This is a genomic window from Pseudomonas sp. BJa5, assembly GCF_030272875.2.
Lineage (GTDB): Bacteria > Pseudomonadota > Gammaproteobacteria > Pseudomonadales > Pseudomonadaceae > Aquipseudomonas.
Genome location: NZ_JALRNG020000058.1, coordinates 1 through 24572, shown reverse-complemented (window position 1 = coordinate 24572; position 24572 = coordinate 1). Strand labels below are relative to the sequence as shown.

General features: G+C 63.6%; 26 protein-coding genes. All 26 read left to right on the top strand.

What is annotated here, in order from left to right; genetic code table 11:
* The first annotated feature begins 386 nt into the window (after window positions 1-386).
* The 26 genes from M2D63_RS24215 (at window position 387) to flhB (ending at window position 24426) form a co-directional block, all read left to right on the top strand.
* Window positions 387-1811 (top strand): flagellin, encoded by a 1425-nt coding sequence (locus tag M2D63_RS24215; protein WP_285865601.1) that lies wholly within the window; start codon window positions 387-389, stop codon window positions 1809-1811.
* Window positions 1812-1884: 73 nt separating this feature from the next.
* Window positions 1885-2232 carry a flagellar protein FlaG gene (locus M2D63_RS24210; protein ID WP_285865600.1) on the top strand — a complete coding sequence of 116 codons (348 nt, stop codon included), beginning with the start codon at window positions 1885-1887 and terminating at the stop codon, window positions 2230-2232.
* An 82-nt stretch (window positions 2233-2314) separates the two neighbouring features.
* Window positions 2315-3703, top strand: coding sequence for a flagellar filament capping protein FliD (gene fliD / locus M2D63_RS24205; protein WP_285865599.1), 1389 nt, complete (start codon window positions 2315-2317; stop codon window positions 3701-3703).
* A gap of 145 nt (window positions 3704-3848) precedes the next feature.
* Window positions 3849-4250, top strand: a complete 402-nt coding sequence (gene fliS / locus M2D63_RS24200) for a flagellar export chaperone FliS (RefSeq protein ID WP_285865598.1) — start codon at window positions 3849-3851, stop codon at window positions 4248-4250.
* A gap of 19 nt (window positions 4251-4269) precedes the next feature.
* On the top strand, window positions 4270-4566 hold the full coding sequence (gene fliT / locus M2D63_RS24195; protein ID WP_285865597.1) for a flagellar protein FliT: 297 nt from the start codon (window positions 4270-4272) through the stop codon (window positions 4564-4566).
* 169 nt (window positions 4567-4735) lie between these two features.
* Window positions 4736-6211, top strand: coding sequence for a sigma-54 dependent transcriptional regulator (locus tag M2D63_RS24190; protein ID WP_285865596.1), 1476 nt, complete (start codon window positions 4736-4738; stop codon window positions 6209-6211).
* Between the two features lie 204 nt (window positions 6212-6415).
* Window positions 6416-7630, top strand: coding sequence for a PAS domain-containing sensor histidine kinase (locus M2D63_RS24185; protein WP_285865595.1), 1215 nt, complete (start codon window positions 6416-6418; stop codon window positions 7628-7630).
* A complete protein-coding gene (locus M2D63_RS24180) occupies window positions 7627-9003 on the top strand; it encodes a sigma-54 dependent transcriptional regulator (protein ID WP_285865594.1) in 1377 nt (458 codons plus the stop codon). Before M2D63_RS24185 ends, M2D63_RS24180 begins: the two co-directional genes overlap by 4 nt.
* A gap of 119 nt (window positions 9004-9122) precedes the next feature.
* A complete protein-coding gene (gene fliE / locus M2D63_RS24175) occupies window positions 9123-9449 on the top strand; it encodes a flagellar hook-basal body complex protein FliE (RefSeq protein ID WP_285865593.1) in 327 nt (108 codons plus the stop codon).
* Between the two features lie 15 nt (window positions 9450-9464).
* On the top strand, window positions 9465-11246 hold the full coding sequence (fliF, locus tag M2D63_RS24170) for a flagellar basal-body MS-ring/collar protein FliF (protein WP_285865592.1): 1782 nt from the start codon (window positions 9465-9467) through the stop codon (window positions 11244-11246).
* Complete coding sequence (gene fliG, locus M2D63_RS24165; RefSeq protein ID WP_285865591.1) at window positions 11239-12258, top strand: flagellar motor switch protein FliG; 1020 nt, start codon at window positions 11239-11241, stop codon at window positions 12256-12258. Before fliF ends, fliG begins: the two co-directional genes overlap by 8 nt.
* A 139-nt stretch (window positions 12259-12397) precedes the next feature.
* Window positions 12398-13165 (top strand): flagellar assembly protein FliH, encoded by a 768-nt coding sequence (gene fliH, locus M2D63_RS24160; protein ID WP_285865590.1) that lies wholly within the window; start codon window positions 12398-12400, stop codon window positions 13163-13165.
* Entirely contained in the window at window positions 13155-14522 is a 1368-nt protein-coding gene (gene fliI, locus M2D63_RS24155) for a flagellar protein export ATPase FliI (RefSeq protein WP_285865589.1), read from the top strand. The genes fliH and fliI overlap by 11 nt, the downstream gene beginning before the upstream one ends.
* A 6-nt stretch (window positions 14523-14528) precedes the next feature.
* A complete protein-coding gene (gene fliJ / locus M2D63_RS24150; protein ID WP_285865588.1) occupies window positions 14529-14981 on the top strand; it encodes a flagellar export protein FliJ in 453 nt (150 codons plus the stop codon).
* 93 nt (window positions 14982-15074) lie between these two features.
* Window positions 15075-15380 (top strand): STAS domain-containing protein, encoded by a 306-nt coding sequence (locus M2D63_RS24145; protein ID WP_285865587.1) that lies wholly within the window; start codon window positions 15075-15077, stop codon window positions 15378-15380.
* Window positions 15381-15388: 8 nt separating this feature from the next.
* Window positions 15389-17089, top strand: a complete 1701-nt coding sequence (locus M2D63_RS24140; protein WP_285865586.1) for a fused response regulator/phosphatase — start codon at window positions 15389-15391, stop codon at window positions 17087-17089.
* Window positions 17090-17114: 25 nt separating this feature from the next.
* Window positions 17115-17462, top strand: coding sequence for an Hpt domain-containing protein (locus M2D63_RS24135; protein ID WP_285865585.1), 348 nt, complete (start codon window positions 17115-17117; stop codon window positions 17460-17462).
* A gap of 82 nt (window positions 17463-17544) precedes the next feature.
* Complete coding sequence (locus tag M2D63_RS24130) at window positions 17545-18822, top strand: flagellar hook-length control protein FliK (RefSeq protein ID WP_285865584.1); 1278 nt, start codon at window positions 17545-17547, stop codon at window positions 18820-18822.
* Window positions 18823-19015: 193 nt separating this feature from the next.
* Window positions 19016-19513, top strand: a complete 498-nt coding sequence (gene fliL, locus M2D63_RS24125) for a flagellar basal body-associated protein FliL (protein WP_285865583.1) — start codon at window positions 19016-19018, stop codon at window positions 19511-19513.
* Between the two features lie 9 nt (window positions 19514-19522).
* The gene (gene fliM / locus M2D63_RS24120; RefSeq protein ID WP_285865582.1) at window positions 19523-20491 is read left to right on the top strand and encodes a flagellar motor switch protein FliM; all 969 of its coding nucleotides are present in this window, start codon (window positions 19523-19525) and stop codon (window positions 20489-20491) included.
* A gap of 48 nt (window positions 20492-20539) precedes the next feature.
* Window positions 20540-21010 carry a flagellar motor switch protein FliN gene (gene fliN, locus M2D63_RS24115; protein ID WP_285865581.1) on the top strand — a complete coding sequence of 157 codons (471 nt, stop codon included), beginning with the start codon at window positions 20540-20542 and terminating at the stop codon, window positions 21008-21010.
* Between the two features lie 60 nt (window positions 21011-21070).
* Entirely contained in the window at window positions 21071-21463 is a 393-nt protein-coding gene (gene fliO, locus M2D63_RS24110; protein WP_285865602.1) for a flagellar biosynthetic protein FliO, read from the top strand.
* Window positions 21463-22215, top strand: a complete 753-nt coding sequence (fliP, locus tag M2D63_RS24105) for a flagellar type III secretion system pore protein FliP (RefSeq protein WP_285865579.1) — start codon at window positions 21463-21465, stop codon at window positions 22213-22215. The genes fliO and fliP overlap by 1 nt, the downstream gene beginning before the upstream one ends.
* A gap of 21 nt (window positions 22216-22236) precedes the next feature.
* Window positions 22237-22506 carry a flagellar biosynthesis protein FliQ gene (gene fliQ, locus M2D63_RS24100; protein ID WP_285865578.1) on the top strand — a complete coding sequence of 90 codons (270 nt, stop codon included), beginning with the start codon at window positions 22237-22239 and terminating at the stop codon, window positions 22504-22506.
* A 7-nt stretch (window positions 22507-22513) separates the two neighbouring features.
* Complete coding sequence (gene fliR / locus M2D63_RS24095) at window positions 22514-23290, top strand: flagellar biosynthetic protein FliR (RefSeq protein WP_285865577.1); 777 nt, start codon at window positions 22514-22516, stop codon at window positions 23288-23290.
* Between the two features lie 2 nt (window positions 23291-23292).
* A complete protein-coding gene (gene flhB, locus M2D63_RS24090) occupies window positions 23293-24426 on the top strand; it encodes a flagellar biosynthesis protein FlhB (RefSeq protein WP_285865576.1) in 1134 nt (377 codons plus the stop codon).
* The last annotated feature ends 146 nt before the right edge of the window (window positions 24427-24572 follow it).

The following is a 24572-nucleotide window of genomic DNA, read 5'->3' as shown; positions in this document are numbered from 1 at the left end:
GGGCCGTATGTAGGAGCGAGCGGTTTTGCCTACTTTTTCCAAGAAAAAAGTAGGCCGCCGTAAGGGCGGAAGGGGCCTGTAGCCTCGCCGCATGGAATGGATAAGCTCACCGCCTCAGCCTCAGCCTCAGCCTCAGCCTCAGCACTCAACACCAAGAACCCTGCCCCTCCCAGGGTTCTGTGAGAGTCTTTGCTATTGCCCGGGATCAGCCGGGTAGGGCGCCAGACCGCGGATTTCCGGGGGCTGGCCCGGTGATGGCATTTTTTTTTGAAAAAGCCCTCAAGCAACCCGCGCAAGCGACGATAACCATTACGAAGGTTCTCTAGGCCACACCCGGCGGTTGCCAGGGCCGGAAGCCGCAGACTCCATCCAACGAGGAATTCGTCATGGCATTAACCGTTAACACTAACATCGCCTCGCTCACTACTCAGGGCAACCTGAACAAGGCTGGCAACGCTCAGGCCACTTCGATGCAGCGCCTGTCCTCCGGTCTGCGCATCAACAGCGCCAAAGACGACGCTGCCGGCCTGCAAATCTCCAACCGTCTGACCAGCCAGATCAACGGCCTGGGCCAAGCGGTCAAGAACGCCAACGACGGTATCTCCATTGCCCAGACCGCTGAAGGTGCAATGCAGGCTTCGACCGACATTCTGCAGAAAATGCGTACCCTGGCCCTGTCCTCGGCCACCGCTTCCCTGAGCGCTGACGACCGTAAGTCGAACAACGACGAATACCAGGCACTGACCGCTGAACTGACCCGTATTTCGCAGACCACCACTTTCGGTGGCCAGAAACTGCTGGACGGCTCCTTCGGCACCAAGGCCATCCAGGTCGGCGCCAACGCCAACGAAACCATCAACCTGTCGCTGGAAAACGTTGCTGCCAGCAACATCGGTTCGCAGCAGATCAAGACCAAGGCCATCGCACCTTCGGCTACCGGTCTGGCTGGCGGCGCCATCACTGTCACCGGTAACGGTCAGTCCAAAGCTGTCTCTTACGGTGCCGGCGCTTCGGCAAAAGACATCGCCAGCACTCTGAACGGTGCAATCGGTGGCCTGACCGCTACTGCCAGCACTGAAGTCCAGCTGAAAGTCGGTGCTTCCACTCCGGCGAACTTCGAACTGACCGTCGGCAACAGCGGCGCTGTCAAGTTCGTCGGCGTGACCGACCTGGGCGGCCTGGCTGACCAACTGAAGTCCAACGCTGCCAAGTTGGGCATCAGCGTCAACTACAACGAAAAAACCAGCGAGCTGTTCATCAAGTCCGACTCGGGTGAGAACATCAAGTTCGGCAACGCTGATGCCAACGCTCAAACCAACATCCTGGTTGGTGCTCGCGATGGTTCCGGCACTGTTGCTGCCCCGGCTGCCCTGGGTGGCGCGGCTATGGTCTACACCGGTGCTGTGTCCCTGGACTCGGCCAAAGGCTACTCCCTGAGCGACGCCGCTGCCGGTGTTTCGGACCTGTTCTCCGCTGCTACCGTTTCGTCGACCAAGAAAACCATTTCCCAGACCGACGTTACCGACATCACCAACTCGCAGAACGCCCTGGCGGTCATCGACAAGGCGATCGGCACCATCGACGACGTACGTTCGGGCCTGGGTGCTACCCAGAACCGTCTGACCACCACCGTCGACAACCTGCAGAACATCCAGAAGAACTCCACCGCCGCACGTTCCACCGTGCAGGACGTGGACTTCGCGGCTGAAACTGCCGAGCTGACCAAGCAGCAGACTCTGCAACAGGCTTCGACCTCGATCCTGTCGCAAGCCAACCAGCTGCCATCCTCTGTACTGAAGCTGCTTCAGTAATTCCAGCGTTTGGTGAGTGACGGAAGGGCGCGTATACGTGCCCTTTCGTTTTTTCGTGAGAAGGAGTCCGGACATGGACATGAGCGTCAAGTTGAACCTGACTTATCCGCCGGTCATGCCTGGCAACGCGCAGGCCAGCAATGATCCTTCCAGTCGCAGCAAGACGCAGGACGTCGTGGCGGCGGTCGAAGAGCCCCAGCGCGATGATCTGGTGAAGGCGGTGCGCGATATTCGCGAGTTCGTCCAGGCCAGCCAGCGCAAGCTGGATTTTTCCATTGACGATTCCACCGGCCGGGTCGTGGTCAAGGTCATTGCCACCGAATCCGGTGACGTGATTCGCCAGATGCCGTCGGAAACCGCGCTGAAACTGGCGCAAAGCCTCAGCGAAGCCGGCAGCCTGCTGTTCAATGACAAGGTCTGAGCTGGCATGAATTTTGTTGTCACTTGAACTTTGCGACGCCGTTCGCCAAGAAAGTGGCAGCCACTGAACAAGGAGTACATTGATGGCGGGTACAACAGTTAGCGGTATCGGTTCGAACATCGATACCCAGGCGATTGTGAAGTCGCTGGTCGACGCCGAGAAGGCGCCGAAGCAGGCACAGATCAATACCCAGACACTGAAGGCAACCACCACGCTGTCCTCTATCGGCAAGATCCAGGCAGCCCTGGATGCTTTCCGCGGTGCCCTGGCCACCATGGGTTCCGATAACAGCTTCGCCGGCCTGAGCCTGACCTCGTCGGACGAAAAAGTCGCCAGCTTCACCTCGGAGAAGGGCGCTTCGGCTGGCAGTTTCACCCTGCTGGTAACGCAGTTGGCCAGTGCCTCCAAGCTGTCGACCAAAGTCTATGCCGGTGGTACCAACTCGGTCGTCAACGCCGGGACCACACCGACCACCCTGACCATCTCGCAATCGGGCAAGAACTATGACCTGAGCGTGCCGCCGGGCGCGACCTTGCAGCAGGTGCGCGACAGCATCAACAGCCAGTTCGGCAGTTCGGGCCTGAGTGCCAACATCCTCACCGATGCGTCCGGTTCGCGTCTGGTGCTGACCTCGACCACCATGGGCGTGGGCTCGGACCTGACCCTGTCGGGCAACTCGGGCATCGATACTGGCTACACCGTGGTCGATACGCCGAAGAATGCCAAGTACAGCATCGACGGCATCGCCATGGAGTCCAAGAGCAACAACATCTCCGATGCGGTCAGCGGCCTGAACATCAAGCTCAATGGCCTCTCGCCGAAAAATACTACCACTGGTGATCTGACCCCGACCGTGCTGTCGCTGAGCACCAGTGCGTCGGCGCTGAAATCCGGGGTCAAGGGTTTTGTCGATACCTACAACGCCTTGATCAAGGCCATCAATGCCGAAACCAAGGTGACCATCGGCGCCGATGGCAACCCGACTGCCGGCCCCCTGACCGGCGATGCCTCGATGCGTAGCCTGGTGTCCTCGATCCGCAACGAGCTCAATACCTTGTCGGGTACCGGCACCATGAAGTCGCTGGCGCAGTTCGGCATTACCTCGTCCCAGGACGGCGGCACGCTGAGCATCGATGACAAGAAATGGGACAAGGCCATTGCCACCAATGCCGGGGATATCTCCAGTATCTTCAACGGCAAGGATGGTCTGCTGGCACGCCTGACCGCAGTGACCGATGACTACGCCAAGGCCAACACCGGTACGCTGGCCGAGCGCAGCAAGACCCTGACCGACAACCTGACTGACCTGAAGAAGCAGCAGGAGGCGCTGGATGAGCGCATGACCGCGCTGCAAAAGAGTTTGCAGGACAAGTACAATGCCATGGACACCCTGGTCGCCCAGTTGCGCGCCCAGAGCGACAGTGTGATGACCACCCTCAATGCCCTGAACAATCGGGGTAAAGACGACTGATCCAGGGCGGTTTTGCACGAGCCCGGGTAGGCCTTTGCGCCACCCGGGCTTTGTGCTTGCTCGGGCCGGGTAAAGTTTTGCCCGGTCTGGTCGATACACTGGTTAATCAACCGAATTCAGTCTTTGCCTGTCACGAGGTAGCAGCATGAACCCCATGAGAGCCCTTCGTCAGTACCAGAAGGTCAATTCCCATGCCCAGATTTCCGAGGCGTCCCCACACCGTCTGGTGCAGATGCTGATGGAAGGTGGCCTGGACCGCATGGCGCAAGCCAAAGGCGCCCTGGCCCGGGGTGATATCGCCGAGAAAGGCCTGATGCTGGGCAAGGCCATCGACATCATTATCGGCCTGCGTGATGGTCTGGATGCGCAGAAGAGCGAAGACCCGGCCTCTATCGAGCGTCTGGACGGTCTGTATGTGTACATGACCAACCGCCTGATGCAGGCCAACATCGACAACGATGCCGAAATCATCGACGAAGTCGCCCGCCTGCTGATCACGATCAAAAGTGGTTGGGATGAAATTGGCGCTGTTGCCACCCCTGAGTAAGTCGGCTGAGGACCCTGTCATGAGTCACGCACTGCAACGCATGGACGATACCCGCGACGCCTTGCTCAACGCCCTGGGTGCCCGCGACTGGGAGGCGATCGGCAAGCTGGATGAAAGCTGCCGTTCGTGCATCGACGAGATGCTCAACGAAGCGTCGATGGACGAGGCTGTGGTGCGCGAAAAGCTGGAAGGGTTGCTGCAGGTCTACCGCGAATTGCTGGAGGCGACAACGGGGGAGCGTCAGGCAATTGCCAATGAGATGACCCAGATCAACCAGGGCAAGAATGCTTCGAAGGTTTACCATTTATTCAGTTAACATGCCGGGCACTGAATAAAGAGCGCCATAAATTTGACTATGAGCGCTTTTTTGACTTAACTAGTAGCTGATTTCAAAATTTAGACGTCCGAACACTGACCGTTCAGTCGTAATGATGTCGAGCATGCCCGGAACAGGGCGCCGAGATGACTAGGGAAGTTGTTATTGAATGTGGCGTGAAACCAAAATCCTGCTGATCGATGACGACAGCGATCGCCGCCGCGATTTGGCGGTGGTATTGAATTTTCTCGGCGAAGAAAATCTGTCCTGCTCAAGCCAAGACTGGCAGCAGGTGGTCGAATCGTTGTCATCCAGTCGTGAAGTACTCTGTGTCCTGATCGGGACGGTCAATGCTCCGGCAAGTCTTCTGGGCTTGCTTAAGACAGTGGCTGGGTGGGATGAGTTCCTTCCGGTTCTGCTTTTAGGTGAAAATATTTCTGGCGAGCTGCCGGAAGAGCTTCGCCGTCGCGTGCTGTCCAGCCTGGAGATGCCGCCCAGCTACAGCAAGCTGCTCGATTCGCTGCACCGTGCCCAGGTCTATCGCGAGATGTACGACCAGGCCCGCGAGCGCGGTCGCCAGCGCGAGCCGAACCTGTTCCGAAGCCTGGTCGGTACCAGCCGTGCCATCCAGCATGTGCGCCAGATGATGCAGCAAGTGGCCGACACCGATGCCAGCGTGCTGATCCTCGGCGAGTCGGGCACCGGCAAGGAAGTGGTCGCGCGCAACCTGCACTACCATTCCAAGCGCCGCGAAGCGCCGTTCGTGCCGGTCAACTGCGGCGCGATTCCGGCCGAGTTGCTCGAGAGCGAACTGTTCGGCCATGAGAAGGGCGCCTTTACCGGGGCCATCACCAGCCGTGCCGGGCGTTTCGAGCTGGCCAACGGCGGCACCCTGTTCCTCGACGAGATCGGCGACATGCCGCTGCCGATGCAGGTCAAGCTGCTGCGTGTGCTGCAGGAGCGTACTTTCGAGCGGGTCGGCAGCAACAAGACCCAGGGTATCGATGTGCGCATCATCGCCGCGACCCACAAGAACCTCGAAAGCATGATCGAGGCCGGGACCTTCCGCGAAGACCTGTACTACCGCCTCAACGTCTTCCCCATCGAGATGGCCCCGCTGCGCGAACGCGTCGAGGACATCCCGCTGCTGATGAACGAGCTGATCTCGCGCATGGAGCACGAGAAGCGCGGGTCGATCCGCTTCAACTCGGCGGCCATCATGTCGCTGTGCCGGCATGGCTGGCCGGGCAACGTCCGCGAGCTGGCCAACCTGGTCGAGCGCATGGCGATCATGCACCCGTACGGGGTGATCGGCGTGTCGGAGCTGCCGAAGAAATTCCGTTACGTGGACGATGAAGACGAGCAACTGGTCGACAGCCTGCGCTCGGACCTGGAAGAGCGGGTGGCCATCAACGGCGCCTCGCCGGGCTTCACCACCCACGCCTTGCTGCCACCCGAGGGCCTGGACCTCAAGGACTACCTCGGTGGCCTGGAGCAGGGCCTGATCCAGCAGGCGCTGGACGATGCCAACGGCATCGTTGCCCGTGCCGCCGAACGCCTGCGCATCCGCCGCACCACCCTGGTGGAGAAAATGCGCAAGTACGGTATGAGCCGTCGCGACGGAGACGAACAGGCGGAGGATTGACGCCTGTGCGGCCATGACGGAGCGCAGTTGCGCGTCGTCATGGCCAATGCCCCTACCTTTCAAAGGGCTGTAATGCCCGCCCCGCCGACCTTTGCCAGGGTTGCGCGTAAGCGGTTCCGGCAAGCATCCGACTACCCGGCACGGCTATTGCTATATCGCAGGCAACATACCGTTTTATGACGGTCAGCCACGCGAGAGAGCACGATGCCCCAGGCCGCCACCATCTCCTGTGTCCCTGAGTCGAAGGGGCGCAATGCCGTCGAGCAGGAAAGCCGCCTTGGCCTGGAACAGGCCTTCGCCCTGTTCGACCAGGTCTCCAGCCAGCTGAGCGAGTCCTATAACCTGCTCGAGGCCCGGGTCACCGAGCTCAAGGGTGAGCTGGCGGTGGTCAGCGCCCAGCGCATGGCCGAACTTGCCGAAAAGGAACGCCTGGCCAATCGTTTGCAGAACCTGCTCGACCTGCTGCCGGGCGGGGTGATCGTCATCGATGCCCAGGGCCGGGTGCGCGAGGCCAACCCGGCGGCCTGCGAGCTGCTCGGCGAGCCACTGGTGGGTGAACTGTGGCGCCAGGTGATCGCCCGCAGCTTTGCCCCGCGCGAAGACGACGGCCACGAGGTGTCGCTGCGTGACGGGCGGCGGCTGTCGATCGCCACCCGTTCGCTGGATGCCGAACCGGGCCAACTGGTGCTGCTCAACGACCTCACCGAGACCCGCCACCTGCAGGATCAGCTGGCCCGTCACCAGCGCCTGTCGTCGCTAGGAAGGATGGTCGCCTCCCTTGCCCATCAGATCCGCACGCCGCTGTCGGCGGCCTTGCTCTACGCCAGCCACCTGGCCGAGCAGGACCTGCCGCTGGACACCCGGCAGCGCTTCGCCGGCAACCTCAAGGAGCGCCTGCATGAGCTCGAGCACCAGGTGCGCGACATGCTGGTGTTCGCCCGGGGCGAGTTGCCGCTGACCGATCGGCTGACCCCCAAGGCGCTGTTCCAGGCCCTGCAGCAGGCGGCCCAGGCCCATGTCCAGGGGCACGCGGTGCGCTGGCAGTGCGACAGTCAGCTGGGTGAGCTGTTGTGCAATCGCGACACCCTGGTCGGCGCTTTGCTCAACCTGATCGAAAACGCCTTGCAGGCCAGCCAGGAGCCTGCGCGCCTGAAGGTGCACCTGTACCGCCGAGGCTCGCAGCTGCGCCTGTGCATCAGTGATGCCGGCAGCGGCATCGACAGCGCCTTGCTGGCGCGCCTGGGCGAGCCGTTTTTGACCACAAAGGCGACCGGCACCGGCCTTGGCCTGGCGGTGGTCAATGCCGTGGCGCGGGCGCATCAGGGCGCGTTGCAACTGCGTTCGCGACCGGGTCGCGGCACCTGCGCACTGGTCACCTTGCCGTTGATCGATGCGCTGAACAAGGAGAGCGAGCAATGAAGGCAATCAAGGTGCTGCTGGTCGAGGACGATCGCGCACTGCGCCAGGCCCTGGGCGATACCCTGGAGCTGGGCGGCTTCGCTTATCGCGCTGTCGGCTCGGCCGAGGAGGCGCTGGAGGCTGTCGCTGCGCAGGCCTTCAGCCTGGTGGTCAGCGACGTGAACATGCCGGGCATGGACGGGCATCAGTTGCTTGCCCTGTTGCGCGCCCGCCAGCCGCAACTGCCGGTGTTGCTGATGACCGCCCATGCCGCCGTCGAGCGCGCCGTCGAGGCCATGCGCCAGGGGGCGGTGGACTACCTGGTCAAGCCGTTCGAGCCCAAGGCCTTGCTGGAGCTGGTGGCGCGCCACGCCCAGGGGGTGGTGGTCGGTGCTGTCGACGACGGGCCGGTGGCGTGCGAGCCGGCCAGTGCGCAATTGCTGGAGCTGGCCGCGCGGGTGGCGCGCAGCGATTCCACCGTGCTGATCTCCGGCGAGTCGGGTACCGGCAAGGAAGTGCTGGCGCGCTATATCCACCAGCAGTCGACCCGCGCCGATCAGCCGTTCGTGGCCATCAACTGCGCGGCGATCCCGGACAACATGCTCGAAGCGACCCTGTTCGGTCACGAGAAGGGCGCCTTCACTGGCGCGATTGCCGCCCAGGCCGGCAAGTTCGAGCAGGCCGATGGCGGCACCTTGCTGCTCGACGAGATTTCCGAAATGCCCCTGGGGTTGCAGGCCAAGTTGCTGCGGGTGTTGCAGGAGCGGGAAGTGGAGCGGGTCGGCGGGCGCAAGCCGGTCGCCCTGGATATCCGCGTGGTGGCGACCACCAACCGGGATCTCGCCGCTGAAGTGGCGGCGGGGCGCTTTCGTGAAGACCTGTTCTATCGCCTGTCGGTGTTCCCCCTGGCCTGGCGCCCGTTGCGCGAACGCAGCGCCGATATTCTGCCGCTGGCCGAGCGCCTGCTGGCGCGCCACGTCAATAAAATGAAGCACGCGCCGGTGCGCCTGTCATCCGAGGCGCGTGCCTGCCTGCAGTCCCACGCCTGGCCGGGCAACGTGCGCGAGCTCGACAACGCCATTCAGCGGGCGCTGATCCTGCAGCAGGGCGGGGTGATCGAGGCGGCGGATTTCTGTCTGGCCGGTGCCTTGCCGATGTTCGTCAGTGCCCCGCTGCAGGCGCCGGCAGCGCCCGTGGTCGAGGCGGCAAGTGGCCTGGGTGGCGACATGCGCCGCCACGAGTACCAGATGATCATCGACACCCTGCGCGCCGAGCGCGGGCGACGCAAGGAGGCCGCCGAGCGCCTGGGCATCAGCCCGCGCACCTTGCGCTACAAGCTGGCGCAGATGCGCGATGCCGGCATGGATGTCGAGGCCAGCCTCTACGCCAGTTGAGCGGGTGTTGAATCCGGTTTTTGTTCGGGCCGCGGGCAGAGCTGGCACTCTTGTTGCTAAGTCCTGCCTATCCGCTGCGTGAGTGTCAAAAAAATGCGGGCCGTCGGAGAGAGAAGTCCATGAGCCAAGGTGTTGAATTCAATCGATTGATGTTGGACATGCGAGCCATGCAAATGGACGCCATGTCGATGCCCAAGGTGGGCGCCGCGCCGGAGCTGGGTTCGAGCAACTTTGCCGACATGCTGGGGCAGGCCATCAACAAGGTCAGCGACACCCAGCAGGCTTCCACGCAACTGGCCAACGCCTTCGAGATCGGCAAGAGCGGCGTGGACCTCACCGATGTGATGATCGCCTCGCAAAAGGCCAGCGTTTCCTTCCAAGCCTTGACCCAGGTGCGCAACAAGCTGGTCCAGGCCTATCAAGACATCATGCAGATGCCGGTTTAAGGGCGAGATTGAGTCATGGCCGAAGCAGTCGTCGATAACGTGCCCGCCAAAGGCAGTGCAACAGAGGCAAAGCCGCCGCTGTTCGGCCTGTCGTTCCTGGAAAACATCGCGCAGATGCCCGTGCTGCGCCAGGTGGGCCTGCTGGTGGGCCTGGCGGCGAGCGTGGCGATCGGTTTCGCCGTGGTGCTCTGGTCGCAGCAACCCGATTACCGTCCGTTGTTCGGCAGCCTGGCCGGCATGGACACCAAGCAGGTCATGGATACCCTGGCCGCTGCCGATATTCCCTACAACGTCGAACCCAATTCCGGCGTCCTGCTGGTCAAGGCCGAAGACCTTTCCCGTGCCCGCCTGAAGCTGGCCGCCGCCGGCGTAGCGCCGGGCGATGGCAATGTCGGTTTCGAGATCCTCGACAAGGAGCAGGGCCTGGGCACCAGCCAGTTCATGGAAGCCACCCGTTACCGTCGTGGCCTTGAAGGTGAACTGGCGCGCACCGTTTCCAGCCTCAACAACGTCAAGGCCGCGCGGGTGCACCTGGCGATTCCGAAGAGTTCGGTGTTCGTGCGCGACGAGCGTCGCCCCAGCGCCTCGGTACTGGTCGAACTGTACCCGGGCCGCAGCCTGGAGGCGGGCCAGGTGATGGCTATCGTCAACCTGGTAGCGACCAGTGTGCCGGAGTTGGACAAGTCCCAGGTCACGGTGGTCGACCAGAAGGGCAACCTGCTGTCCGACCAGATCAACAACTCCGAATTGACCATGGCCGGCAAGCAGTTCGACTACAGCCGGCGCATGGAAGGCATGCTCACCCAGCGCGTGCACAACATCCTGCAACCGGTGCTGGGCAACGACCGCTACAAGGCCGAAGTCTCCGCCGATGTCGACTTCAGCGCCGTCGAGTCCACCTCCGAGCAATTCAACCCCGATCAACCGGCGCTGCGCAGCGAGCAGTCGGTCAGCGAACAACGCTCCAGCAGCATGCCGCCACAAGGCGTGCCGGGCGCCCTGAGCAACCAGCCGCCAGGCCCTGCCTCGGCGCCGCAGACCACCGGTGGCACCCCGGGTGCGACCGCGGCCGTGCAGCCAGGCCAGCCTCTGCTCGACGCCAACGGCCAGCAGGTCATGGACCCGGCCACCGGCCAGCCGATGCTGGCGCCTTACCCGGCCGACAAGCGCAATCAGTCGACCAAGAACTTCGAGCTGGACCGCTCCATCAGCCACACCCGCCAGCAGCAGGGCCGCCTGTCGCGCCTGTCGGTGGCGGTGGTGGTCGACGACCAGGTCAAGATCGACCCGGCCACCGGCGAAAGCACCCGTGCGCCCTGGGGCGCCGAAGACCTGGCGCGCTTTACTCGCCTGGTCCAGGATGCGGTGGGCTTCGACGCCAGCCGCGGCGACAGTGTCAGCGTGATCAACGTGCCGTTCGCCGCCGACCGCGGTGAAGTGATCGCCGAGATTCCGTTCTACTCGCAGCCGTGGTTCTGGGACATCATCAAGCAGGTCATGGGCGTACTGTTCATCCTGGTCCTGGTGTTCGGCGTGCTGCGTCCGGTACTCAACAACATCACCGGCAATGGCAAGCAGAACGCCGGTGCCGATGGCGACATGGAACTGGGCGGCATGATCGGTCTGGATGGCGAACTGGCCAACGACCGCGTCAGCCTGGGTGGTCCGCAAAGCATTCTGCTGCCGAGCCCGAGCGAGGGCTACGATGCGCAGCTCAACGCAATCAAGAGCCTGGTGGCCGAAGACCCGGGTCGTGTGGCCCAGGTCGTGAAAGAGTGGATCAACGCCGATGAGTGATAACCGAGCCCTTACCGCCAAACTGAGCCGGGTCGACAAGGCAGCGATCCTGCTGCTGTCCCTGGGCGAAACCGATGCCGCCCAGGTGCTGCGGCACATGGGACCGAAGGAAGTGCAGCGGGTCGGCGTGGCCATGGCGCAGATGGGCAACGTCCACCGCGAGCAGGTCGAGCAGGTGATGAGCGAGTTCGTCGAGATCGTCGGCGACCAGACCAGCCTGGGCGTCGGCTCTGACGGCTACATCCGCAAGATGCTCACCCAGGCGTTGGGCGAGGACAAGGCCAACGGCCTGATCGACCGCATCCTGCTCGGTGGCAACACCAGCGGCCTGGACAGCCTCAAGTGGATGGAGCCGCGTGCGGTGGCCGATGTCATCCGTTACGAGCACCCGCAGATCCAGGCGATCGTGGTGGCCTACCTGGACCCGGACCAGGCCGGCGAGGTGCTGGGCAACTTCGACCACAAGGTGCGTCTGGACATCATCCTGCGCGTGTCTTCGCTCAACACCGTGCAACCGGCAGCGCTCAAGGAACTCAACCAGATCCTCGAGAAGCAGTTCTCCGGCAACTCCAACGCCGCGCGCACCACCCTGGGTGGTATCAAGCGTGCTGCCGACATCATGAACTTCCTCGACAGCTCCGTGGAAGGCCAACTGATGGACGCGATCCGCGACATCGACGGCGACCTCTCCGAGCAGATCGAAGACCTGATGTTCGTCTTCAACAACCTGGCCGATGTCGACGACCGCGGCATCCAGGCGTTGCTGCGCGAAGTGTCCTCCGATGTGCTGGTGGTCTCGCTCAAGGGCGCCGACGAAAAGGTCAAGGACAAGATCTTCAAGAACATGTCCAAGCGTGCCTCGGAACTGTTGCGCGACGACCTCGAGGCCAAGGGGCCGGTACGGGTCAGCGACGTCGAGGCGGCGCAGAAGGAAATCCTCACCATCGCCCGGCGCATGGCCGAGGCCGGCGAGATCGTGCTCGGCGGCAAGGGCGCCGAAGAGATGATCTGACAAGGCGTGAGGCCTGTCGCGGGGCAAGCCCGCTCCTACATGGGGGCACAGATCAAATCGCTCCTGTAGGAGCGGGCTTGCCCCGCGATGGGTCCCCCAGCAATTTTCGCCTGAACCTGTTTTATGAGTGCGTGCAATCATGTCGACCAACGAGCACCTGAGTGAACTGATTCGCGCCGACGATATCGAGGGCTTCGATCGCTGGGCGCTGCCCAGCTTCGATCCGGAACCCGAGCCTGAGCCCGAACCCGAGCCGGAACCTGAAGTCATTCAGGAAGAAGTCGAGGAAGTGCCGCTGGAGGAGGTCCAGCCGCTGACCCTCGAAGAGCTCGAAAGCATCCGCCAGGAAGCCTACAACGAAGGTTTCGCCACCGGCGAGCGCGAGGGGTTCCACAGCACCCAGCTCAAGGTTCGCCAGGAGGCCGAAGTGGCCCTGGCTGCCAAGCTGGCCAGCCTTGAGCAACTGATGGGTCACCTGCTTGAGCCCATTGCCGAGCAGGACACGCAGATCGAAAAAGCCGTGGTCCACCTGGTCGCGCACATGGCCCGGGAAGTCATCGGTCGCGAGCTGCGCAGCGATTCCAGCCAGATCGGCCAGGTGCTGCGTGAAGCCCTGAAGCTGCTGCCCATGGGTGCCGAGAACATCCGCATCCATATCAATCCGCAGGACTTCGAACGGGTCAAAGCCTTGCGCGAGCGTCATGAAGAGCGCTGGAAGCTGCTCGAGGACGACACCTTGCTGCCGGGTGGCTGCCGCATCGAGACCGACCACAGCCGCATCGATGCGAGCATGGAAACCCGTATCGAGAAGGCCCTGGCGCAACTGTTCGATCAACTGCATGACCAGGGCCTGCACCCGGCGGCGGCGGACCTGAAAGTCGACCTGGACACCCCCGATGCGCCTTGAACGCACCAGCTTCGGCAAGCGCCTGGGCACTTATGCCGACAATGTGAAGCTGCCTGCCCAGCCTGTGGTCGAAGGGCGGCTGCTGCGCATGGTCGGCCTGACCCTGGAGGCCGAAGGGCTGCGCGCGGCCATCGGCAGTCGCTGCGTGGTGATCAACGACGACAGCTATCACCCGGTGCGGGTCGAGGCCGAAGTCATGGGCTTTGCCGGGGGCAAGGTGTTCCTCATGCCGGTCGGCAGCGTCGCCGGCATCGCCCCCGGGGCGCGGGTGGTGCCGCTGGCCGACAACGGCCGCCTGCCCATGGGCATGAGCATGCTCGGCCGGGTGCTCGATGGCGCCGGCCGGGCGCTGGATGGCAAGGGCGGGATGAAGGCCGAAGACTGGGTGCCGATGGATGGCCCGACCATCAACCCGCTCAACCGTGACCCGATCAGCCAGCCGCTGGACGTCGGCATCCGCAGCATCAACGGCCTGCTGACCGTGGGGCGCGGCCAGCGCTTGGGCCTGTTCGCCGGTACCGGTGTGGGTAAGTCGGTGCTGCTGGGCATGATGACCCGCTTCACCGAAGCCGAGATCATCGTGGTCGGCCTGATCGGCGAACGGGGTCGCGAGGTGAAGGAATTCATCGAGCACATCCTCGGCGAGGAAGGGCTCAAGCGTTCGGTGGTGGTGGCGTCGCCCGCCGACGACGCGCCGCTGATGCGCCTGCGTGCGGCCATGTACTGCACGCGCATCGCCGAGTATTTCCGCGACAAGGGCAAGAATGTCCTGTTGCTGATGGATTCGCTGACCCGCTTTGCCCAGGCCCAGCGGGAAATCGCCCTGGCCATCGGCGAGCCGCCGGCGACCAAGGGTTATCCGCCGTCGGTATTCGCCAAGCTGCCCAAGCTGGTGGAGCGCGCCGGTAATGGCGAGGCGGGTGGTGGTTCGATCACCGCCTTCTACACCGTGCTGTCCGAAGGCGACGACCAGCAGGACCCGATCGCCGACTCGGCCCGGGGCGTACTCGACGGCCACATCGTGCTGTCCCGGCGCCTGGCCGAGGAGGGGCACTACCCGGCCATCGATATCGAGGCCTCGATCAGCCGGGTCATGCCGCAGGTGGTCAGCCCCGCGCAGATGAGCGAGGCCCAGCAGTTCAAGCAACTGTGGTCGCGCCTGTCGCAGAGTCGCGACCTGATCAGCGTCGGCGCCTATGTGGCTGGCGGCGATGCCGAGACGGACCTGGCGATTGCCCTGCAGCCCAAGCTGGTGCACTTCCTGCGCCAGGGCCTGCGCGAAAACGTCAGCCAGCAGCAGAGCCGCGAGCACCTGGCAGGCATCTTTGCCCCGCCCAACCCTGGCGCGGGGGGCTGATAGCCCATGGCCCAGCCCAGTCGCGCGGCGCGTCTGACGCCGGTGGTGGAAATGGCCGAGGACGCCGAGCGCCAGGCCGCCCGGCGCCTGGGGCAGTTCCAGCAGCAGGTGAGCCAGGCCCAGGCCAAGCTCGCCGAACTCGACCGCTTTCGCGAAGACTATCAACTGCAGTGGATCAACCGCGGCGGGCAGGGCGTGTCCGGCAGCTGGCTGGTCAATTACCAGCGCTTTCTCGGCCAGCTGGAGAGCGCCATGACCCAGCAGCGCCAGAGCCTGGCCTGGCACCAGAACAACCTCAACAATGCCCGCGGCACCTGGCAACAGGCCTATGCCCGGGTCGAAGGCCTGCGCAAGCTGGTCCAGCGCTATATCGACGAAGCCCGGGCGATCGAGGACAAGCGCGAGCAGAAATTGCTCGACGAACTGTCCCAGCGCTTGCCGCGCCACGATCGCTACTGAGCGGGGCTTTGGTCGGCGCAGGTTGCCGCTGCGGCACCTGGCTGCTACACCTTGTGGGTGTCTGCAATCGTCATAACGGAAGGAATCGCCTGCATGGCAGTTGAAACGATGGTCTCCCAGGACGGGAAAAAGTTGACGATCAAGGTCAAGGGGCGCTTTGACTTTGGCAAGCATCAGGAATTTCGCGAGGCCTATGAGCGCAAGGCGTCACGACCCGACTACGTGGTGGTCGACCTCAAGGAGGCGACCTACCTCGACAGTTCGGCACTGGGCATGCTGCTGATGCTGCGTGACCATGTCGGTGGCGATGAGGCAGAGGTGCGGGTGGTCAACACCAGCTCCGATGTGCGCAAGATCCTCGCCATCTCCAACTTCGACAAGCTGTTCGACATCAGTTGATCCAGGCCATGCCGGAATCGACCCTGACCGTGCTCATCGCCGAAGATGGCGCGGCAGATCGTCTGTTGCTGGCGCGTATCGTCGCCAGGCAGGGCCATGCCGTGCTCACAGCCGAGAACGGTGAGCAGGCGGTGGCGCTGTTTGCCGAGCGGCGCCCGCACCTGGTGTTGCTCGATGCGCTGATGCCGGTGATGGACGGCTTCGAGGCGGCCCGGCAGATCAAGGCCCTGGCCGGCGAGGCGCTGGTACCGATCATCTTCCTGACCTCCCTGAGCGAGGAAGAGGCGCTGGTACGCTGCCTGGAGGCCGGTGGCGACGACTTTCTGGCAAAGCCCTACAACGCAGCGATCCTGGCCGCCAAGATCAAGGCCATGGATCGCCTGCGCCGGTTGCAGGCCATGGTGCTGGAGCAGCGCGACCAGATTGCCCATCACCACCATCACCTGCTCAACGAGCAGCGGGTGGCCAAGGCGGTGTTCGACAAGGTGGCCCATGCCGGTTGCCTGAGTGCGGCGAATATCCGCTACCTGCAATCGCCCTACGCATTGTTCAACGGCGACCTGCTGCTGGCGGCATTCGCCCCCTCCGGCGACATGCACGTGCTGCTGGGGGATTTCACCGGTCACGGCTTGCCGGCGGCGGTCGGCGCCATGCCCCTGGCCGAGGTGTTCTACGGCATGACCGCCAAGGGCTATGGCCTGGCGCAGATCCTGCGGGAGATGAACGCCAAGCTCAAACGCATCCTGCCGGTGGACATGTTCTGTTGTGCGATGTTGCTCAGCCTGAGTTTCCAGCGCCAGGTGGTGGAGGTGTGGAACGGTGGCATGCCGGACGGCTACCTGCTCCCGGTCGAGGGTGGCGAGCCCCTGGCGCTGGTGTCGCGGCACTTGCCCCTGGGCGTGTTGGCGCCGGAGCGCTTCGACGATTCGACCCAGGTGCTGCCCATGGCCCTGGGCGAGCGGCTGCTGCTGCTGTCGGACGGAGTGGTCGATACCAGCAACGAGCACGACCAGTTGTTCGGGGTCGAGCGCCTGCTGCGGGTGCTGGCGGACAATCGCCAGCCGCCGTTGTTGTTCGAGGAAGTGCTCGGGGCGCTGGACGCCTTTCGCGGGCGCTGCCGAGACGACGTCAGCCTGCTGGAAATCCGCATGGTCGATGCCGACGAACTGACCCCGGCGCCGCTGATGTACTCCGATAGCGGGCAGTGTGCACCGCCGGACTGGTCGTTGCAGTTCGAGTTCCGGGCCGAGACGCTCAAGCGCTTCAATCCGCTGCCGTACCTGCTGCAACTGCTGCAGGAGATCCATGGCTTGCGGGCCCAGAACGGGGCCTTGCACAGTGTCCTCAACGAGCTGTATTCCAATGCCCTGGAGCATGGGGTGCTGGGGCTGGACTCCGGGCTCAAGCAGGATGTCCGGGGTTTTGCCGAATATTACCGGCAGCGCAATGAGCGCTTGCAGGCGTTGTCCGACGGCTACATTCGCGTTGGCCTCAAGGTTGAGCCCCAGGGCAGTGGCGGACGTCTGGTCATCGAGGTGCAAGACAGCGGCAAGGGTTTCAATGTGAGCAAGGTGCTCGCGCGTCCACTGGTCGAACAAGGCTTGTGCGGGCGCGGGCTGAACCTGATACGTCGGCTGAGCCGACACGCCGAGTGGGCCGACGACGGGCGGCGCGCATGCGTGGAGTTCGCCTGGCAGGCTCTGGCATAATCAAACTTGATCAAGGAGCGAGCAAGTGTCCGATATTCACATCGATCACAAGGTACTCAGTGACCTGCAGGAAGTCATGGAAGATGGCTACCTGAACTTGCTGGATACCTTTCTCGACGATTCCAAAAAGCGCTTGAGTCAGCTGCACGAGGCCAAGAGCGCGGCGGAGTTGGGTCATGCCGCGCACAGCTTCAAGGGCAGCAGCAGCAACATGGGCGCGCTTGCCCTGGCCGAGCTGTGTCGGCAGCTGGAAGAGCGGGTCAAGCAGCAGCCGTTGTACGGCATAGAAGATCTGATCAACCAGATCGACCGTGAGTACGAGGAAGTGCGGCGGTTGTACGACAAAGAGCGGCACCGGGTGTCGATCGGCTGAATCGCTGTTTTTTGAAGCTGGCTCGACTTTTGCGTAGTCTTTGCCAATTACGTTCTGGATTTCTTGTGGCGGAGACTCCCCCATGCCTGTCGCTTCCAACCCACTGCTGCAACCTGCTACCGCGAGCACGCCATCGCGAGCGCCGGCCAATGCGTCGGAAAAACCGCTGCAGGGCGCAAACGACAAGGCCTCGGGGTTTTCCGATGTGTATGCCCAGCAGGCCCGACCGGGAGCGTCCACGCCGGCTGATGGGGCCAAGCGCGACAAGGTCACGCCCGCATCGGCGAGCGCTGCCGACGGCAAGGATGCCGTCGACAGCGGCAAGCCGTTGCCAGTGGATCAGGACAGCACCCTTGCCGATGCCGCTGGAGCCATCGATCCGACCCTGATCGATCCCAGCCTGGTGGCCGGCCAGGTGACCGATGCGCAGCCCGGTGCCCAATTGATCCAGGCCCAGGCCGAAGCCGTGGCGCCGATGGTCCAGGCTGCCCAGATGCAGCCCCAGGCCGTCGCCGCGCCTGCGGTCGCGGCAGAGCCGCCGTTCGATCCGGAGGCCGACCCACTGGCCGATATGCCGGCCTTGCGCATGGCGCTGGAGCAAAGCGCCCAGGCCCAGGGCACGACGTCGGCCCATGCGGCGAGCAAACCGACCACTGCCCAGCCCGAGGCGGCGCCAACCCAGCCCGCCGTCAATACCCTGGCGGCGATGGCCGACGCACCGGCAGCCGATGCGGGGCAGGGGGAGCCGGGTGAAAAAGCCTTTGCCGGCCTGCTTGATGACGGCCTCAAGGATCTCAAGAGCGCTGCCAGCGACACCCGCGTCGATGATTTCGCCGATCGCCTGGGCACCCTGACCCAGGCCGTCACCGCCAAGACCGCCAGCGCCACTGCCATGCCGACGGCCGCCCCGTTGCACCAGCCGCTGGCCATGAACCAGGGCGGCTGGACCGAAGGCCTGGTCAACCGGGTGATGTACCTGTCCAGTCAGAATCTCAAATCGGCTGAAATCCAGTTGGAGCCGGCAGAGCTGGGGCGCCTGGATATCCGCGTCCACCTGGCGCCCGAGCAGCAGGCGCAGATCACCTTCACCAGCGGCCATGTCGGGGTGCGCGAGGCGCTGGAGAACCAGGTGCATCGCCTCAAGGACATGTTCGCCCAGCAGGGGCTAGGGCAACCTGATGTGAACGTCGCCGACCAGTCGCGCGGCCAGCAGCAACAGGGCAACCCGGACGCACCGCGCCTGAGTGGCGTGGCGGCGCGGCGCAATGCGGCGGGCGAAGAAGCTGATATCGCAGCCGCGGCCGCCCCGGTCGAGCAGCAGACCGTTGTCGGCTCCAGTGCGGTGGATTTCTACGCCTGATCCCTTTGCCTTGGTCGGGCCAACTCACTGTAGGAGCGGGCTTGTCCCGCGATTGCGTATGGACAGTCACATCGCATCGCGGGGCAAGCCCGCTCCTACGGTAAGCCCGTAACCTCAAAGACAAAGATTGGCATAACACTTGCTCAACCCACGCCATGTGACTGAATTCTCCGATGAATGACGGAATATTGGCATGGCGAAGAGCGACGCAGAGAAAGACCCCGCCGCTAAAGGCAAACTCAAGCTGATCCTGCTGCTGGTACTGGCATTCGTGCTGGCTATCGGCCTGTCGATCGGCGCCACCTGGTTCTTCCTGCACAAGCCCGAAGACAAGTCGGTCGCCGATCCGGCGCTGGCCGGCAACCTCAAGCCTGCGGCCATCTACGAGCCTTTGGCTCCGGCCTTCGTGGTCAACTTCAACCAGAACGGTCGTCAGCGTTTCATGCAGGTGAGCATCACCATGCAGGGGCGCGACCAGGCCGCGCTGGACGCGCTGAAAGTGCACATGCCGGTGATTCGCAACAACCTGGTGATGCTGTTCTCCGGGCAGGGCTTCGACACCCTGGCCAGCCCCGTGGGCCAGGAGATGCTGCGCCAGAAGGCCACCGCCAGCGTCCAGGAAGTGGCACAGAAGGAAGTCGGCAAACCGGTCGTCGACCAGTTGCTGTTCACCAATTTCGTATTGCAGTAGGAGCCACCGATGGCCGTGCAGGACCTGCTGTCCCAGGATGAAATCGATGCCTTGCTGCATGGCGTCGACGATGGGCTGGTACAAACCGAAAGCAACGCCGAGCCGGGCAGCATCAAGAGCTATGACCTGACCAGCCAGGACCGCATCGTTCGCGGACGCATGCCGACCCTGGAAATGATCAACGAGCGCTTTGCCCGCTACACCCGGATCAGCATGTTCAACCTGCTGCGTCGCTCCGCCGACGTGGCGGTGGGTGGCGTGCAGGTGATGAAGTTCGGCGAGTACGTGCACTCGCTGTACGTGCCGACCAGCCTGAACCTGGTGAAGATCAAGCCGCTGCGCGGCACCTCGTTGTTCATCCTCGACGCCAAGCTGGTGTTCAAGCTGGTGGACAACTTCTTCGGCGGCGATGGCCGTCACGCCAAGATCGAGGGGCGTGAATTCACCCCGACCGAGCTGCGCGTGGTGCGCATGGTGCTGGACCAGGCTTTCATCGACCTCAAGGAAGCCTGGCAGGCGATCATGCCGGTCACCTTCGAGTACATGAACTCGGAGGTCAATCCGGCCATGGCCAACATCGTCGGCCCGAGCGAGGCGGTGGTGGTCTCGACCTTCCACATCGAACTCGACGGCGGTGGCGGCGACCTGCACGTGACCATGCCGTATTCGATGATCGAGCCGGTGCGCGAGATGCTCGACGCCGGTTTCCAGTCTGACCTGGACGACCAGGACGAGCGCTGGATAAAAGCCCTGCGCGAAGACGTGCTGGACGTCAGCGTGCCGCTCAGCGCCACGGTTGCCCGTCGTCAGTTGAAGCTGCGCGACATCCTGCACATGCAGCCGGGCGACGTGATTCCGGTCGAGATGCCCGAGCACCTGGTCCTGCGCGCCAACGGCGTGCCGTCGTTCAAGGCCAAGCTGGGTTCGCACAAGGGCACCCTGGCCTTGCAGATTATCGATCCGATCGAGCGCCGCTGAGCAGCGCCGCCGGTTCCCACTCCGAATTGATTGCCCGTCGAGGACAAAATGGCTAACGAAAACGATTTCATCTCCGCAGACGACCAGGCCCTGGCCGATGAGTGGGCGGCGGCCCTGGAAGAGACCGGCGATGCCGGCCAGGCCGATATCGATGCCTTGCTGGCCGCGGACGTCGGCGGCGGCTCGACGAGCAACAATCGCCTGCCCATGGAAGAGTTCGGCAGCTCGCCGCGCAACAACGAGAACGTCAGCCTGGAAGGGCCGAACCTGGATGTGATCCTGGATATCCCGGTGAGCATTTCCATGGAAGTGGGCAGCACCGAAATCAACATTCGCAACCTGCTGCAACTGAACCAGGGTTCGGTGATCGAGCTCGATCGCCTGGCCGGTGAGCCGCTCGACGTACTGGTCAACGGCACGCTGATCGCCCATGGCGAGGTGGTGGTGGTCAACGAGAAGTTCGGCATCCGCCTGACCGACGTGATCAGCCCGAGCGAACGCATCAAGAAGCTGCGCTGAGTGAGCCGGCTCCTGCGACGCGGCCTGGCACTGCTGGCCGCCTGCTACGTGGATGTGGCCATGGCCACCGCGCAACCGGCAGCTGCCGTGGTGGCGCCGAGCGCCGGGGGTAGCGCGGCCGGGCAGCTGACCCAGTTGGTGCTGGGCTTGCTGCTGGTGCTGGGGCTGATCTTCTTCCTCGCCTGGCTGCTGCGCCGGGTGCAGAACACCGCCCCGGGCAATGGCCAGGTGATCGAGATCCTCGGCAGTCGCGCCCTGGGCCCGCGGGATCGGCTGTTGCTGATCCAGGTGGGCAAGGAGCAGATCCTCATCGGTCATACGCCCGGCACGATCGAGGCCCTGCATGTCATGGCCGAACCGGTCGACGTGCCTGCCGGTGCGCGCCAGGCAACACCAGAATTCGCCCAGCGCCTGATGGAGCTGATGGGCAAGGATCAGAAGGGTAGGTCGTGATGGGCGCATTGCGCATGATGTTGACGCTGCTGTTGCTGCTGGCAGCGCCATTGGCCGTGGCTGCCGACCCGTTGTCGATCCCGGCGATCACCCTGTCCAGCGGTGCCGACGGCCAGCAGGAATACTCGGTCAGCCTGCAGATCCTGCTGATCATGACGGCGCTGAGTTTCATCCCGGCGTTCGTCATCCTGATGACCAGCTTCACCCGGATCATCATCGTCTTCTCGATCCTGCGCCAGGCCCTGGGCCTGCAGCAGACGCCGTCCAACCAGATCCTCACCGGCATGGCGCTGTTCCTGACCATGTTCATCATGGCCCCGGTGTTCGATCGGGTGAACAAGGATGCCCTGCAGCCCTACCTGAACGAGCAGATGGTGGCCCAGGAGGCGATCGCCAAGGCCCAGGTGCCGCTCAAGGAGTTCATGCTGGCCCAGACCCGCCAGAGCGACCTGGACCTGTTCATGCGCCTGTCCAAGCGCACCGACATCGCCAGCCCTGAGCAGGCGCCGCTGACCATCCTGGTACCAGCCTTCGTCACCTCGGAACTCAAGACCGCCTTCCAGATCGGCTTCATGATCTTCATTCCGTTCCTGATCATCGACCTGGTGGTGGCCAGTGTGCTGATGGCCATGGGTATGATGATGCTCTCGCCGCTGATCATCTCGTTGCCGTTCAAGATCATGCTGTTCGTGCTGGTCGATGGCTGGGCCTTGATCATGGGCACCCTGGCCGGCAGTTTCGGCGGCGTCTGAGGCCGCAAGGAGAAGTAGTCCATGACCCCTGAAGTGGCCGTCGACCTGTTTCGCGATGCGTTGTGGCTGACCACCCTGATGGTCGCCGTGCTGGTGGTGCCCAGCTTGCTGGTGGGTCTGGTGGTGGCGATGTTCCAGGCCGCCACCCAGATCAACGAACAGACCCTGAGCTTCCTGCCGCGCCTTTTGGTCATGCTGGTCACCCTGATCGTGGCCGGGCCCTGGCTGGTGCAGACGTTCATGGAATACATCCTGTCGTTGTACCGCAGCATTCCGCAGTTGATCGGCTGAGTCGTCGATGCTCGAGCTGACCGATACGCAGATCGGCACCTGGGTGGCCAGTTTCATCCTGCCGCTGTTTCGCGTGGCCGCGGTACTGATGACCATGCCGGTGTTCGGCACCACCCTGGTGTCGGCGCGCATCCGCTTGTACTTCGCGGTGGCGATTACTGTGGTCATCGTCCCCGCACTGCCGCCGTTGCCCGAGGTGCATGCCCTGGACCTCAGTGCGCTGCTGCTGATTGCCGAACAGGTCATCATCGGTGCATTGATGGGGCTGTCGTTGCAGTTGCTGTTCCAGGTTTTCGTGGTGGCCGGGCAGATCGTCGCGATCCAGATGGGTATGGGCTTCGCCTCCATGGTCGACCCGGCCAACGGCGTCAACGTGGCGGTGGTCAGCCAGTTCCTGACCATGCTGGTGACCTTGCTGTTCCTGGCCATGAACGGCCACCTGGTGGTGTTCGAGGTGTTGACCGAAAGCTTCACCACCTTGCCCATCGGCGGCGGCCTGCTGGTCAATCATTTCTGGGCGCTGGCCGGGCGCCTGGGCTGGGTGTTCGGCGCGGCCTTGCTGCTGGTACTGCCGGTGATCGCCGCGCTGCTGGTGGTCAACATCGCCTTTGGTGTCATGACTCGCGCCGCGCCGCAGTTGAACATCTTCTCCATCGGCTTTCCGCTGACCCTGGTGCTGGGTCTGCTGATTTTCTGGGTCGGCCTGGCCGACGTTCTTCCTCACTACCAGTCGCTGGCCACCGAGGCGTTGCAGTGGCTGCGTGAACTGGCACGGGCGCGCTGAGCATGGCAGAGAGCGAAAGCGGTCAGGACAAGACAGAAGACCCCACCGAGAAACGCAAGAAGGACTCCCGCGAGAAGGGTGAGATCGCTCGTTCCAAGGAGCTCAACACCGTCGCTGTGACCCTGGCCGGCGCCGGTGCATTGCTGGCCTTTGGCGGTGGCCTGGCCGAAACCCTGATGGAGCTGATGCGCATCAACTTCAGCCTGTCGCGGGAGGTGCTGATCGACGAGCGCTCGATGGGTATCTTCCTGCTCGCCTCCGGCAAGATGGCGCTGCTGGCCGTCCAGCCGGTGCTGCTGGTGTTGCTGCTGGCGGCGATCATCGGCCCGATCTCGCTGGGTGGCTGGCTGTTCGCCGCCGGCACCCTGGCGCCCAAGTTCAGCCGGATGAACCCGCTGTCCGGCCTCAAGCGCATGTTCTCCATGCATGCACTGGTGGAGCTGATCAAGGCCCTGGCCAAGTTCTTCGTGATCCTGCTGGTGGCCCTGGCGGTACTGGCTTCGGACCGTGACGACCTGCTGGCCATTGCCAACGAACCCATCGAACAGGCGATTATCCACAGCGTCCAGGTGGTGGGCTGGAGCGCCTTGTGGATGGCGGCGGGCTTGCTGTTGATCGCGGCGGTGGATGCGCCGTACCAGCTGTGGCAGTCGCTGCAGAAGCTGAAGATGACCAAGCAGGAAGTGCGCGACGAGTACAAGGACAGCGAGGGTAAGCCTGAGGTCAAGCAGCGCATTCGCCAGTTGCAGCGCGAGGCGGCGCAGCGGCGGATGATGGCGGCCGTCCCCGAGGCGGACGTGATCATCACCAACCCGACCCACTATGCCGTGGCGCTCAAGTACGACCCGAAGAAGGGGGCGGCGCCGTTGCTGCTGGCCAAGGGCGCGGATTTCCTCGCCTTGAAGATTCGCGAGATCGCTCGCGAGCACAAGATCCAGGTGCTCGAATCGCCGGCGCTGGCGCGTTCGATCTACTACTCCACGGAGCTTGAGGAAGAGATTCCTGCAGGGCTGTACCTGGCCGTCGCCCAGGTGCTGGCCTACGTCTACCAGATCCGCCAGTACCAGGCCGGCAAGGGCAAGGCGCCGGAGCCGCTGAAGGAGCCGCCGATTCCGCCGGATCTGCGTCGCGACTGATCGCCCCGGTAGGGTGGGGTGGGGTGGGGGGGGGGGGGGGGGGGGGGGGGGGGGGGGGGGGGGGGGAAACCCACCACCCCCCACCCCCCCCCCCCCCCCCAACCCACCGCACAAACAAAAAAAAAAAAAAAAAAAAAAAAAATATA

Excerpts from the sequence above, each read along its gene's own strand:
- M2D63_RS24215 (WP_285865601.1), top strand. The coding sequence starts at position 387 with ATGGCATTAACCGTTAACACTAACATCGCCTCGCTCACTACTCAGGGC.
- M2D63_RS24210 (WP_285865600.1), top strand. The coding sequence starts at position 1,885 with ATGGACATGAGCGTCAAGTTGAACCTGACTTATCCGCCGGTCATGCCT.
- fliD (WP_285865599.1), top strand. The coding sequence starts at position 2,315 with ATGGCGGGTACAACAGTTAGCGGTATCGGTTCGAACATCGATACCCAG.
- fliS (WP_285865598.1), top strand. The coding sequence starts at position 3,849 with ATGAACCCCATGAGAGCCCTTCGTCAGTACCAGAAGGTCAATTCCCAT.
- fliT (WP_285865597.1), top strand. The coding sequence starts at position 4,270 with ATGAGTCACGCACTGCAACGCATGGACGATACCCGCGACGCCTTGCTC.
- M2D63_RS24190 (WP_285865596.1), top strand. The coding sequence starts at position 4,736 with ATGTGGCGTGAAACCAAAATCCTGCTGATCGATGACGACAGCGATCGC.
- M2D63_RS24185 (WP_285865595.1), top strand. The coding sequence starts at position 6,416 with ATGCCCCAGGCCGCCACCATCTCCTGTGTCCCTGAGTCGAAGGGGCGC.
- M2D63_RS24180 (WP_285865594.1), top strand. The coding sequence starts at position 7,627 with ATGAAGGCAATCAAGGTGCTGCTGGTCGAGGACGATCGCGCACTGCGC.
- fliE (WP_285865593.1), top strand. The coding sequence starts at position 9,123 with ATGAGCCAAGGTGTTGAATTCAATCGATTGATGTTGGACATGCGAGCC.
- fliF (WP_285865592.1), top strand. The coding sequence starts at position 9,465 with ATGGCCGAAGCAGTCGTCGATAACGTGCCCGCCAAAGGCAGTGCAACA.
- fliG (WP_285865591.1), top strand. The coding sequence starts at position 11,239 with ATGAGTGATAACCGAGCCCTTACCGCCAAACTGAGCCGGGTCGACAAG.
- fliH (WP_285865590.1), top strand. The coding sequence starts at position 12,398 with ATGTCGACCAACGAGCACCTGAGTGAACTGATTCGCGCCGACGATATC.
- fliI (WP_285865589.1), top strand. The coding sequence starts at position 13,155 with ATGCGCCTTGAACGCACCAGCTTCGGCAAGCGCCTGGGCACTTATGCC.
- fliJ (WP_285865588.1), top strand. The coding sequence starts at position 14,529 with ATGGCCCAGCCCAGTCGCGCGGCGCGTCTGACGCCGGTGGTGGAAATG.
- M2D63_RS24145 (WP_285865587.1), top strand. The coding sequence starts at position 15,075 with ATGGCAGTTGAAACGATGGTCTCCCAGGACGGGAAAAAGTTGACGATC.
- M2D63_RS24140 (WP_285865586.1), top strand. The coding sequence starts at position 15,389 with ATGCCGGAATCGACCCTGACCGTGCTCATCGCCGAAGATGGCGCGGCA.
- M2D63_RS24130 (WP_285865584.1), top strand. The coding sequence starts at position 17,545 with ATGCCTGTCGCTTCCAACCCACTGCTGCAACCTGCTACCGCGAGCACG.
- fliL (WP_285865583.1), top strand. The coding sequence starts at position 19,016 with ATGGCGAAGAGCGACGCAGAGAAAGACCCCGCCGCTAAAGGCAAACTC.
- fliM (WP_285865582.1), top strand. The coding sequence starts at position 19,523 with ATGGCCGTGCAGGACCTGCTGTCCCAGGATGAAATCGATGCCTTGCTG.
- fliN (WP_285865581.1), top strand. The coding sequence starts at position 20,540 with ATGGCTAACGAAAACGATTTCATCTCCGCAGACGACCAGGCCCTGGCC.
- fliO (WP_285865602.1), top strand. The coding sequence starts at position 21,071 with ATGGCCACCGCGCAACCGGCAGCTGCCGTGGTGGCGCCGAGCGCCGGG.
- fliP (WP_285865579.1), top strand. The coding sequence starts at position 21,463 with ATGGGCGCATTGCGCATGATGTTGACGCTGCTGTTGCTGCTGGCAGCG.
- fliQ (WP_285865578.1), top strand. The coding sequence starts at position 22,237 with ATGACCCCTGAAGTGGCCGTCGACCTGTTTCGCGATGCGTTGTGGCTG.
- fliR (WP_285865577.1), top strand. The coding sequence starts at position 22,514 with ATGCTCGAGCTGACCGATACGCAGATCGGCACCTGGGTGGCCAGTTTC.
- flhB (WP_285865576.1), top strand. The coding sequence starts at position 23,293 with ATGGCAGAGAGCGAAAGCGGTCAGGACAAGACAGAAGACCCCACCGAG.